The 11,507-nt window shown below is 39.3% G+C and carries 12 protein-coding genes; all 12 read left to right on the forward strand.

The genetic code is table 11. The annotated features are described in order from the left end of the window. On the forward strand, window positions 1-464 hold a 464-nt coding region (locus V4596_11180), incomplete at its 5' end, for an NfeD family protein (protein MES2769695.1). Between the two features lie 54 nt (window positions 465-518). Continuing rightward, window positions 519-1,271, forward strand: coding sequence for a slipin family protein (locus V4596_11185; GenBank protein MES2769696.1), 753 nt, complete (start codon window positions 519-521; stop codon window positions 1,269-1,271). Window positions 1,272-1,329: 58 nt separating this feature from the next. Then, complete coding sequence (locus V4596_11190) at window positions 1,330-2,367, forward strand: SpoIID/LytB domain-containing protein (protein MES2769697.1); 1,038 nt, start codon at window positions 1,330-1,332, stop codon at window positions 2,365-2,367. 47 nt (window positions 2,368-2,414) lie between these two features. After that, entirely contained in the window at window positions 2,415-3,299 is an 885-nt protein-coding gene (locus V4596_11195) for an alpha/beta fold hydrolase (protein MES2769698.1), read from the forward strand. 79 nt (window positions 3,300-3,378) lie between these two features. Further along, window positions 3,379-4,401: a tRNA preQ1(34) S-adenosylmethionine ribosyltransferase-isomerase QueA gene (gene queA, locus V4596_11200; GenBank protein ID MES2769699.1), complete on the forward strand. Its 1,023-nt coding sequence runs from the start codon at window positions 3,379-3,381 to the stop codon at window positions 4,399-4,401. Window positions 4,402-4,474: 73 nt separating this feature from the next. After that, window positions 4,475-5,590: a tRNA guanosine(34) transglycosylase Tgt gene (gene tgt / locus V4596_11205; protein MES2769700.1), complete on the forward strand. Its 1,116-nt coding sequence runs from the start codon at window positions 4,475-4,477 to the stop codon at window positions 5,588-5,590. Window positions 5,591-5,658: 68 nt separating this feature from the next. After that, window positions 5,659-6,012 carry a preprotein translocase subunit YajC gene (yajC, locus tag V4596_11210; GenBank protein ID MES2769701.1) on the forward strand — a complete coding sequence of 118 codons (354 nt, stop codon included), beginning with the start codon at window positions 5,659-5,661 and terminating at the stop codon, window positions 6,010-6,012. A gap of 16 nt (window positions 6,013-6,028) precedes the next feature. Continuing rightward, window positions 6,029-7,723: a protein translocase subunit SecD gene (secD, locus tag V4596_11215; protein ID MES2769702.1), complete on the forward strand. Its 1,695-nt coding sequence runs from the start codon at window positions 6,029-6,031 to the stop codon at window positions 7,721-7,723. Window positions 7,724-7,735: 12 nt separating this feature from the next. Continuing rightward, complete coding sequence (gene secF, locus V4596_11220) at window positions 7,736-8,686, forward strand: protein translocase subunit SecF (GenBank protein ID MES2769703.1); 951 nt, start codon at window positions 7,736-7,738, stop codon at window positions 8,684-8,686. A gap of 20 nt (window positions 8,687-8,706) precedes the next feature. Then, window positions 8,707-10,401: a single-stranded-DNA-specific exonuclease RecJ gene (gene recJ / locus V4596_11225; protein ID MES2769704.1), complete on the forward strand. Its 1,695-nt coding sequence runs from the start codon at window positions 8,707-8,709 to the stop codon at window positions 10,399-10,401. Between the two features lie 51 nt (window positions 10,402-10,452). Beyond that, window positions 10,453-10,812, forward strand: coding sequence for a hypothetical protein (locus V4596_11230; GenBank protein MES2769705.1), 360 nt, complete (start codon window positions 10,453-10,455; stop codon window positions 10,810-10,812). A 1-nt stretch (window position 10,813) separates the two neighbouring features. Continuing rightward, complete coding sequence (queC, locus tag V4596_11235) at window positions 10,814-11,479, forward strand: 7-cyano-7-deazaguanine synthase QueC (protein MES2769706.1); 666 nt, start codon at window positions 10,814-10,816, stop codon at window positions 11,477-11,479. Window positions 11,480-11,507 lie beyond the last annotated feature (28 nt).

Below are 11,507 nucleotides of genomic sequence, written 5' to 3' on the forward strand. Positions count from 1 at the left end.
TAATGAGCTTCCACAAAATGGATGTGTGGTGGGGTGGCTTAGCACTTATGGTTTTGGGTGTGGCTTTCTTGATTGCCGAAATCTTTGTGGCTAGCTTTGGTATTCTCGGGATTGGCGGAATCATTGCCTTTGTTCTCGGCGGAATTTTCTTATTTGATTCATCTCAGACAGCATATTCGCTTCCGTTACTCACGATTCTTCCGACAGCCATTGTACTGGGCGGTACCATGATCGGAGTCGGCTATTTGCTATTAAGAACTCGCAAATTAAAAGTGCAAACGGGTTCAGAAGAAATGTTGAATAAAAAAGCAAAAGTAAAAAATCTCGAAGATTCTAAAAATGGACATGTACAATTGCACGGAGAACTTTGGAAGTTTGCAAGTCAGGAAGACTTAAAAATTAATGATCAAATCATAGTGATCGCCGTTGATGGATTAACTTTAAAAGTTAAAAAAATTAAATAGGACCCTTACCAATAGCACAAGCTATTGATGCAACAGGAGTCGAAGGAGTATTTTATGAATATTGGATTGATTGTAGCGGGACTAGTGATCTTATCGATCCTCTCTTCTGCGTTTAAAATTTTGCAAGAATATGAACGCGGTATTGTTTTCAGATTAGGTCGTTCTGTTGGTGTGAGAGGCCCAGGTCTTATCATTTTAATTCCATTCCTCGAGAAAATGATGAAAGTAGATATGAGAACGGTAACGATGGAGGTTCCACCTCAAGATGTAATCACCAAAGATAACGTTTCGATGAAGGTGAATGCGATTGTCTACTTTAGAATCGTAAATGCAGAAGCGGCCATCGTACAAGTGGCTGATTATTACTATGCTACAAGCCAACTTGCACAAACCACTCTAAGATCAATCTTAGGACAATTTCCACTCGATGAAATTTTATCTAACAGAGATACGATCAACGCCAAACTTCAAGTTCTCCTTGATCAAGACACTGAAGGTTGGGGTGTGAAGGTTTCTGCTGTTGAAGTTAAAAACATCGACTTACCAAAAGAAATGCAAAGAGCAATGGCTCAAGAAGCTGAAGCAGAGAGAGAAAGAAGATCAAAACTCATTTCAGCAGAAGGGGAAGTGCAAAGAGCTTCGCGTCTTGCTGAAGCATCGAACACTCTTGCGGGATCACCATCGGCATTGCAATTGGCGTACTTGCAAACTTTAAATGAAATTTCATCTGAAGGGAAAACGGTTATCGTGTTCCCACTTCCAATGGACATGATTAAACCATTTTTAGACAGCGGCAAAAGACCATAATCAAAAAGGTGCGCTTTGCACCTTTTTGTATCGCACGTGCGTTACATTGGGAGAATGAGTGAGATTTTTGGGGGGATTATTAGCGTTTATTTTAATCTCTGATGTGTTTGCATCAGAGATTGTAAAAGTGCGTTTATTCACTACGAGTCAATCTCAAATTAAAATTTTTGAAAATCTATTTCTTACAAATACTTTTGTAGCCAGTGCTATCAAAGAGCCCATGGAAATCAAAGGCCGAAATTTGTCTGTAAATGCTAATTCTGTTCCGGATCATGTGATCCTTCATCCGCGAAAAGATAAATCCGGCGGGAATGGATCCATCGAGGTCATTGCAGTTTTGGATATGGAAGACTATTTAAGAGGAGTTCTTCCGCACGAGATGCCATTGGTGTGGCCACTTGAAGCTTTAAAAGCTCAAGCTGTGGTTGCAAGATCCTTCACAAAAAAACAAATGGTAGCTCGTAAAGATAATCCATATCACTTGGATTCTACGGTGAATGATCAGATGTATCGCTATAATCATGTATTCAGTGCCAAGGAAAAGGAAAATTTAGAAAAAGCTCTTGAGGAAACTAAAGATGAAATTTTGACGGATGCTAATGGCTCTGCTGTAAAAGCTGTTTACCACGCCGACTGTGGAGGCCAGACCGAAAAAGCTTCGCAAGTTTGGGGACAGAAGGAAGTGGAGTTTTCAGTGAAGGATTCAAAATGTCCTTCAAATCCTTATTCAAACTGGGAATATACAATTTCACCTGAAGAACTTAAAACTAAATTAAAAACTCCATTCATTCCAAAAACACTCACAGTATCTAAAGAATCTCTAAGCGAGAGAGCTCAACAAATGGAAGTGAGCGGACTCAGCGGAAGAGAAAGACTCTCTTCTCAAGAATTCCGCCGTCTCGTGGGCTATTCAAAATTAAAGAGCACAAAATTCCAAGTGCAAAAAATCAACGAAGGATTTTTATTTAAGGGCTCAGGCTTCGGCCACGGCGTAGGTTTATGCCAATGGGGCGCCAGATCCTGGGCAAAATCTGGATTGGCTTACAAAGAAATCCTTAAGCATTACTTTCCCAGCTATTCGTTGGTAAAACAATAGCCATGTTGTTGCGAGTTCTTTGTATCATAATATTTTCGGTTTGCAGTATGGCTTCCAAAAAGGAATTGGATGTGAATCTTAAGAATTATAACTATGCCCAATCTAATGATTTAAAAATCGCTTATCGCATTTTCGGTGAAGGTGAGCCATTGATTGTTATTAATGGTGGTCCAGGAAGATCAAGCGATACATTTGTGGATCTCGCAAAAATTCTTTCAGAAAAAAGAAAAGTCATACTGTTTGATCAACGTGGTACTGGAAAATCAAAACTTGAACTTTTAAATAATAAAACCATCACTTTGAATTTGATGGTGGAAGATTTAGAAAGTTTAAGAAAACATATGGGTTTAAATAAAATCTCAATTTTGGGACACTCGTTCGGTGGCATGTACGCCATGGCTTACGCGACCAAATATCCGGACAAGGTGAGACATCTTATATTATCGGCATCTGGAAGTATTGATCTTAAACAAATGAATCAAGCTACCATTAATATAAAATCGAAGCTCAATAAAGAAGAACTCAAGGAATATCTTTTCTGGACAAGCGAAGAGCAGAGAAATAAAAATCCAATTAAGGCAAAGCTTGAGGTCCTGCGAATTACAGCACATCTCTATGTGTTTCAGCAAAAATTTGTGCCAGAGATCAAGAAGAGCTTATCTAATCTAGAATATTATGATCCTCAAATAAATCAGCTTGTATGGGAGAGTATGAGTAAGGCTAAGTTTGATTTAACAAATTCTTTTAAAAACTTCAAAGCATCCACTTTAATTATTGATGGAGAAGAAGATTTCCTGGGAAAAGAAATTCCCAATGAAATACACAAAAGTATTCCAGGTTCACAACTTGAAATTCTAAAAGAATGCAGCCATTATCCTTGGCTGGATAAACCTAAAGAGTATTTTGCCCTTATTAATACGTTTTTAAGATAAATAATAAAACGTAACGCGCGTCTTCTTGCTAGGCCAGAAACATTGCGTTGCGAAGGGCATTTAGTGTACACCCTCATCAATGAAACTATCTGATCTTGATTTCTCTTTTCCAGAAGAGCTGATCGCGCAAAAACCTGAAAGACCGACTCGTGTGATGTGGGTGGAGCAACAAACTCCTGTGGAGATTACTGTTGCAGAGCTACTGGAAAAATTTGACCCGAAAGATGTTCTTGTAATCAATGAAACCAAAGTTTCTAAGCGTAGAGTCTTCGGAAAAACCTCTAAGGATGAATTCGAAATTCTTTTTATAGAAAAATTAGAACCGCAGGTTTGGAAGGTCCTCTTTCCAGCAAGTCGTCTCAAAAAAGGTGAAAAAGTTCAATTGCCTAATGGAATTGAAATGGATCTCACGCAGCAAGGTCTTCCTCAAATCGTAAAATTATCAAAAGATATTGAAGAATCTTACTTTACTCAGTTTGGAGAGATTCCGCTTCCTCCTTATATACAAAAATCTCGGAATGAGCGTCATCAGCAAGCTAATGACAACAGTTGGTATCAAACCGCTTGGGCGAATCAGATCGGTTCACAAGCAGCGCCAACGGCGAGTTTGCACTTCACACAAAATGATTTAAAAACTTTAGAAAAGAAAGGTGTTGCCATCGAGAAAATTCTTCTTCATGTGGGATTGGGAACATTCTTACCCGTAAAACACGAAGATCTCTCAAAACACGAAATGCATTTCGAAAAACTTTTAGTTCCTCAAAAAGCCTACCAAAATATTCTGGATCGCAAGAAACAAGGCGGAAAAATCTGGTGCATCGGCACGACGGTGACGAGATCTTTAGAGTCCGTAGCTCTCGGGAAAGTGGGTAAAAATTCTACTGGAGACTACGAGGGTGAGACGGATTTGTTCATTAAAGAGGATTTTAATTTCCAAATGACCGATGTTTTGTTAACTAACTTCCATCAACCAAAAACTACACTTTTAGCACTGGTTTCAAGCTTTGCAGGCCTAGAAAACGTAAAAAAGTGCTACCAGTGGGCGATAGACAAAAAATTTAAACTTTTCAGCTACGGAGACCTAACCGTCTGGAAAAGGTGAGCCGCACCTTTTCCACAGAATGGCGTCATTTGACGCAAACCTTTGGAAAAGGTGCGGCTCACCTTTTGGGATTATGATGATTGGGAAATTTACGTTAGAAAGAAAATCTGGGCAGGCGCGTGCTGGGAAACTTGTTACGGCTCATGGTGTAGTTGAGACTCCGATCTTTATGCCGGTGGGGACGAAGGCTACTGTAAAATCTTTGACTCCTCTAGAGCTTAACGATCTTCATGCGCAAATTATTCTTGGGAATACCTATCACTTGCATTTACGCCCAGGCGAAAAACTCATCAAAGAAATGGGTGGTCTTCATAAGTTTATGGGTTGGGATAAACCCATTCTTACGGATAGTGGTGGATTCCAAGTTTTTTCTCTTTCATCACTCAGAAAAATCACCGAAGAAGGCGTGGAGTTTAGAAACCATCTCGATGGTTCAAAATGTTTTTTAAGTCCTGAAGTCAGCATGCAAATCCAAATGGATTTGGGTGCAGATATCATTATGGCTTTCGATGACTGCGCAGAACATCCGGCATCTTTAGAAAGAATTAGAGATTCCATGGGCATCACGATCCGTTGGTTGAGACGTTGCAAAGAAGCCATGACAAGACCTGAAAGTCTACTTTTTGGTATCGTTCAAGGCGGTCTAATTTATGACACGCGCATGGAGTCTCTTGAACAGGTTACTGGCGTTGACCTTCCAGGTTATGCTTTGGGCGGATTCAGCGTGGGTGAGCCCATCGAAGAGATGCACAAATTAGTGCCAAGAGTTGCGCCAAACCTTCCGCAAGATAAGCCTCGATACCTTATGGGCGTGGGAACACCGCTAGATTTAATCCTTATGATCGATGCGGGCATTGATATGTTCGACTGTGTCATGCCTACAAGAGTGGCAAGAAACGGTACCCTTTACACATCGCAGGGAAAAATGAATATCAAGCGCGAAGAATATAAAATGGATCCAAACCCGATTGATCCCGAATGTGATTGCTATACTTGCAAGAATTTCTCTCGTGCGTACCTCAGGCATCTCTACATTGCAGGAGAGATTTTGGGAGCGAGATTGAACTCACTTCACAACCTGACTTTCTATCTTAAGCTCACGGCGGATGCTCGAAAGAATATCCTGGCTGGAACTTGGGAAACCTACCGCGATACAATGTTGACGCGATTCACTAAGTCTAATTCTTAAAGTATTGATTCTTCAAAGAAAACGAGACATCTTTATTGGTGATTTTAACCAATTCTTTGGAGGAATAAATGTTCCAGTTTACTTTAACTGCGCTCGTGACTTTTTTGGTTTCGACAGCAGCGTTTGCACAAGAAGCAGCTAAAAAGCCATCAATGCTTGAAAGCATCTTTCCATTTTTCATCATCTTCGCGGTATTTTATTTTCTGATCATCAGACCGCAAGCTAAACAAAGAAAAGAACACGCGAAAGTTTTGACTCAACTAAAAAGCGGGGACCAAGTGATCACTTCAAGTGGGATCTATGGAACCATCCATGGATTAACAGAGAAGTTTATTACGCTGGAAGTTGATCAAGGCGTGAAATTAAAAATTTTAAGATCTCAAGTTCTCGGACTTGCAAAAGATGATCAGACAAAAGCTTAAGCAGCAGGAGTAATTAATGAATAAGATGATTTGGACAAAAGTAACAACTGCAATAGTTGTTGTCCTTTGGGGTGTAATTTATATTCTTCCAAACTTTGTAGATGTTTCGAAGATTCCATATTTCCCAGGTAAAAAAGTGAACTACGGCTTGGATATCCAAGGCGGACTTCATTTGGTATTGGGAGTAGATATAGCGGGTGTAACTTCGGAAAGTACAAAGCGTTTAATCACAACGGTTGAAGAAGATTTTAAAACGAACAAAAAAATCGTTTTAAAAAATTCGGATGTAAAACCTCTTCCAAATAACCAAGACATCAAGCTTGAATTTGAAACAGCCGATCAAGCTGCTCAAGCAAAAGCAATCTTTGAAAAAGATTATGCGGGTCAACTGATTGTGACTTCTGCTGAAGGAAACTTTGTTGAATTGAGATATAACGATGTTTACCTCAATGACTTCAAAAAAAGAACTTTAGAGCAAGCTATTGAAACTATCAGAAACCGTATCGATGAGTTCGGTGTAGCGGAACCTTCAATCACAGCTCAAGGTACAGATCGTATTTTGGTTCAATTGCCGGGTATCGAAGATTCCACTAAAGCAAAAGAATTGATCAATAAGACTGCAAGACTTGAATTCCTAACTGTAGAAACAAAAGATCAAGCTGAAGTCGACCAATGGGTTAAAGACGCTGAGACAAAAGGGAATTACTCTGTTTCAACTCTTAAATACTCTGAGTACGTAAAAAAAGTAAACGAAGACCTAGCTGGAAAACTTCCTAAAGATACAAAAATATTATTTGGAAAAGCAGACAATGCGGACAATATGGCTGCAGGAAAAGTGATTCACTTGGTGGGAGCAATCGCTCCAGTGACTGGTGATGATCTTAAGAGTGCTCAAATCAGCTTCTCTGAAAGAAACACTCCAGAAGTTAGCATGAACTTCAACGCTGTAGGCGCTACGAAGTTTGCAAACTTAACTGAAAAATATGTAAACAGACAAATCGCTATCGTATTAGATGACGTGGTTTACTCTGCGCCTAACGTTACTGAGAGAATCGGTGGCGGTAACGCAAGAATCACTTTGAACAACAGAAACTACGATGCATCTATGGCTGAAGCTAAGATGATCAGTATGGCATTAAGAGCTGGTGCTCTTCCTGCAAAACTTGAACAGCTTGAAGAAAGAACTGTTGGTCCATCTTTAGGTAAAGATTCAATTGATAAAGCACAAACAGCGATGATGATCGGTTGCGGTCTATTACTTCTGTTCATGCTAGTTTGGTACAAAGGCTTTGGCGTAATTGCTGATGTAGCTTTGATCCTAAACGGTGTATTTATTTTAGCTATTTTATCTTCTCTTGATGCAACTCTAACTCTTCCAGGAGTAGCGGGTATCGCATTAACGATCGGTATGGCAGTGGATGCGAACATTATTATTTATGAAAGAATTAAAGAAGAATTGAAAAAAGGTTTAGCTCTCGACCAAGCTATCAAGCAAGGTTATGATAAGGCCTTCTCAGCAATTCTAGATTCAAACTTAACAACGATCTGTGTATCAACGATTCTAATGTATTACGGAACAGGCCCAGTGCGTGGTTTCGCAGTCACTCTAATTGTTGGGATTATCACGACAATGTTTACAGCGGTTTTCCTTACAAGAACAATCGCAGAATTCTTAGTTTATAAACTTAAAGTTAAAAAGATTGCGATCTAGGTAGAGGAAAATATGGGAAATAGAAAAACAAATTATTTTGATACAACAGGTTCTGGAAGATTTGACTTCATTAAGAACACAAAAATTCTAGTTGCGATTTCAGGTTTAGCAGTTCTTGCCAGCTTGATTTACATTGCAGCCGGTGGGTTGAACTACGGAATTGATTTTAAAGGCGGAACGGAAGTACAGGTTCAGTTTGATAAACCAGTAGAAACATCTCAAGTGAGAGCTTTTATGGATCAAGTGGAAATCAAAGACCCACAGATTCTAAAGTTTGGAACTGATAGTGAATTTCTAATTCGTTTCCAAAACGAAGAAAGAGCTAGCATTCAAGAATCAAATGAATTCTTAGCAGCGACTGTTAAGAAAATCACAGAAGGCTTAAAGTCTACTTTTGCTAACGAAGGCCCAGTTGTTGAAAGAGTGGATAGCGTTGGTCCTCAAGTAGGAAGCCAATTGAAGAAAAATTCATTACTAGCCGTTTTTTATAGCTTACTTCTAATTTTGATCTACATTGGTCTAAGATTTGACTACGTTTATGCTCCAGGAGCGGTGGTTTGTTTATTCCATGATGCGATCGTGACTTTGGGAGTTCTTGCCTTAGTTGGAAAAGAAATTAACGTTACAATTATGGCAGCGATCCTGACTATTATTGGTTACTCACTGAACGATACAATCGTTATCTTTGACCGCATTAGAGAGAACAAAGGATTGTATCCAGACAAGCAGTTCCCTTGGATTATCAATAAAGCGATGAACGAAATGCTTGCGCGTACGATTACAACTTCGGCGACAACTCTAGCGTGCGTACTTTGTCTTTATTTCTTCGCGGATGGCGTAATTAAAGATTTTGCATTAGCTATGTCTATCGGTATCGTAGCAGGAAGTTACTCTACAATTTATGTAGCATCGCCTGCGGTAATATTGTGCGATCGGCTACAAAACAGAAAAAAGATGGCTTAAAAACATTCAGCAGGGGGAATATGAACTGGAAATCTAGATTAGATCAGAATATTCCTCCCGAGCCGCCAATACCTATGCCGGAACCTCTATGGAACAGTTTGTTTGCGAGAGGTTTTCAAACCAAAGAAGCTGTCGATAATCTTTTCTCTCCATCATTACAAAATATAAGTGATCCTTTTTTAATTCTGAATATGGACATCGCCTGCGAAAGGCTGTTGAAAGCTTTTATCAATCAAGAGAAGGTCACTATCTATGCAGATTTTGATTTGGATGGAACATCTGGGTTGGCGCTTCTCTACGACGGATTGACTCAACTTGGATTTAAGAATCTTACATATTTCCAGCCAAAAAGATTATCTGAAGGTTACGGGCTCCACGAGCACATCATAGAAGAGCTTGCTGCCACTGGAACTCAAGTTGTGGTGACGGTGGATGTGGGAATTACTGCCCTGGACGCCGCTAAAAAAGCAAAAGAATGTGGAATAGATTTAATTATTACAGATCATCATTTGCCCTACGAAGAACTTCCGGATGCATACACGATTGTAAATCCAAACCAAAAGGCTTGTACTTCTGGACTAGGATACTTGTGCGGGGCAGGAGTTGGTTTTTATCTTCTGATGGCAATTAAGAAAATTCTTTCTCAGAATGGCTTAGGAAATTCTAATTTTAATTTAAAAGATGTTTTGGATTTTTTTGTAATTGGAACGCTTACGGATTTAGTTCCGTTGGTGAAAGACAACCGCGTACTTGTAAAACACGGCCTGGCGAGACTCTCAAAAACTGAGAGACCAGCTTTAAAATCTTTAATTCATTCTTTATCACTGAACGATCGGTTGCTGACAAGCCAAGAAGTGGCTATCAATCTTGCGCCAAAACTTAATGCTTTATCTAGAATGGAAGCGGAAATTTTACCAAGAGATGTTTTGTTAGAGACCAATGCGGACAAAGCTTCGGCCATTGTTGAAAATGTTTTAAAAACGCAAGAAGACCGAAAAAAATATCAGAAGAGTGCGTATTTAAAAGCTTTAGAACTTCAAGAGACCATGGATCAAAAAGGTTATGTTTGGGTCTGGTCTCATGAATTTCATAAAGGTGTAATAGGCCTTGTCGCTACGGCACTCTCAGAACTTTTGAGAGTGCCTGCTTTTGTGGGATCTATTAATGAAAAGGGTGAAATCTCTGGAAGTTCTCGTTTACCAGATGGAATGGAATATGATCTCACGCAAGTTTTGGATAACTGTAAACTAGCCCTTTCTAAATATGGTGGGCACGCACAGGCCGCTGGATTTGGATTGAGTGCAGAGAATGCTTTAAAGTTTGATGAATTGCTAAAAGAATACTTTGATAAAAATAATAAGCCATCCACAGCAAAAGTGATTGTGTACGATTCCGTAGCAAAATTTAGAGACTTAACTCCGCAATTTATGAAGTGGTGTGAAGGCCTTGAGCCCTACGGGAAGGATTTTCCAGCGCTCACATTCAAATTTGAAGGCGTTCGAGTGGTGAATATTAGAAATATGAACGGTGGACATTTAAGATTTACTTTGGAGCAAGAAGGGAAAACTTTCCTTGCAGTCGTGTTTTCACCTTCTGAATTGTATAGAAATCTTGTTGATAATGATGTCATAGACATTATAGCTGAGGCTCGCTGGAATTATTTTAGAGGGGATAAAACTCTACAGTTGAATTTAAAAGACGTTTCCTGTACATAGTACCTAAACATATGGGGGCATCTGTCACAATGCCTCTCGGGAGGCATTACCATGACAACTCTCTCAAAACTAGCACAAGAAAAAGTTCAGCAAAAGTTAGCTCAATCTAGACAAACTAAGTTTGTAAAAAACCTTGAAAAGAAACTTCCTTTCGAAGTGAAGGAAGAGGCTTTAAAAGAAATCGTTAATAACATCCTTGCTCGCGCTAAAGAAATCAGAGAAGGTTTAAAAAATGATCCAGTAGCAACAGTAAAGAATTACAAAGCATTGCTAGATGTTCCATCACTTGCTCCAGTTAAAAACGCTAAAGCTACAAAGAAATCCACAAAGAAGCCGACACCAAAGAAAGCTTTGAAAAAAGCGAAAGTAACTTCTAAAACAACTTCTAAAGCAAAGAAAGATATCCACTAAGTTGAAGTCGGTTGTTTTGCTTTCAAGTGGTCTTGATTCAACGGTTAATTTCCACGAGGCATTGTTGCAAGACAAGGCTCGTGGAAAGCAAAATGTTTTACTCTGTCTTACTTTCGATTACGGGCAAAGAGCTGCCAAAAAAGAAATTGAAAATGCCAAAAATCAATGTAAAGCACATGGAGTTTCTCATAAAGTCGTAGAACTCAAATGGTTCTCTGATTTCACAAATACTAGTCTTGTCTCTCAAAAAATGGAAATTCCAACCCAAGTGAAAATCGAGAGCTTAAGCGCTTCGCAGGAATCTGCAAAAGCAGTTTGGGTACCCAACAGAAATGGCATCTTCTTAAATATTGCTGCGGGCTTTGCAGAAGGTTTAGGTGGCGATTGTATTATTGTGGGTTTCAATAAAGAAGAGGCAGCAACATTTCCTGATAATACTCAAAGCTATTTAGAAAAAGTAAACGATGCTTTCGAATATTCGACAGCCAATAAAATTAAAGTAAAGTGTTTCACCACAGACATGGATAAAACTCAAATCGCAAAACGCGCCAAAGAACTCAATGTGAATTTGAATTGGATTTGGCCCTGCTACAAGGGCGGAGATAAAATCTGCGGCGAATGCGAATCTTGCTCAAGATACCTAAGAGCAATAGGTACGGAGCAATAGGTACCTAAACAGGTTTTACTTTCCAGGT

The sequence above is a fragment of the Bdellovibrionota bacterium genome, assembly GCA_040386775.1.
GTDB lineage: Bacteria > Bdellovibrionota > Bdellovibrionia > Bdellovibrionales > JAEYZS01 > JAEYZS01.

Bases quoted from the DNA above. Each gene is read 5' to 3' on its own strand.
- recJ (MES2769704.1), top strand. From the start codon at position 8,707: ATGAACTGGAAATCTAGATTAGATCAGAATATTCCTCCCGAGCCGCCA.
- secD (MES2769702.1), top strand. From the start codon at position 6,029: ATGAATAAGATGATTTGGACAAAAGTAACAACTGCAATAGTTGTTGTC.
- V4596_11185 (MES2769696.1), top strand. From the start codon at position 519: ATGAATATTGGATTGATTGTAGCGGGACTAGTGATCTTATCGATCCTC.
- tgt (MES2769700.1), top strand. From the start codon at position 4,475: ATGATGATTGGGAAATTTACGTTAGAAAGAAAATCTGGGCAGGCGCGT.
- V4596_11195 (MES2769698.1), top strand. From the start codon at position 2,415: ATGGCTTCCAAAAAGGAATTGGATGTGAATCTTAAGAATTATAACTAT.
- secF (MES2769703.1), top strand. From the start codon at position 7,736: ATGGGAAATAGAAAAACAAATTATTTTGATACAACAGGTTCTGGAAGA.
- queA (MES2769699.1), top strand. From the start codon at position 3,379: ATGAAACTATCTGATCTTGATTTCTCTTTTCCAGAAGAGCTGATCGCG.
- V4596_11230 (MES2769705.1), top strand. From the start codon at position 10,453: ATGACAACTCTCTCAAAACTAGCACAAGAAAAAGTTCAGCAAAAGTTA.
- yajC (MES2769701.1), top strand. From the start codon at position 5,659: ATGTTCCAGTTTACTTTAACTGCGCTCGTGACTTTTTTGGTTTCGACA.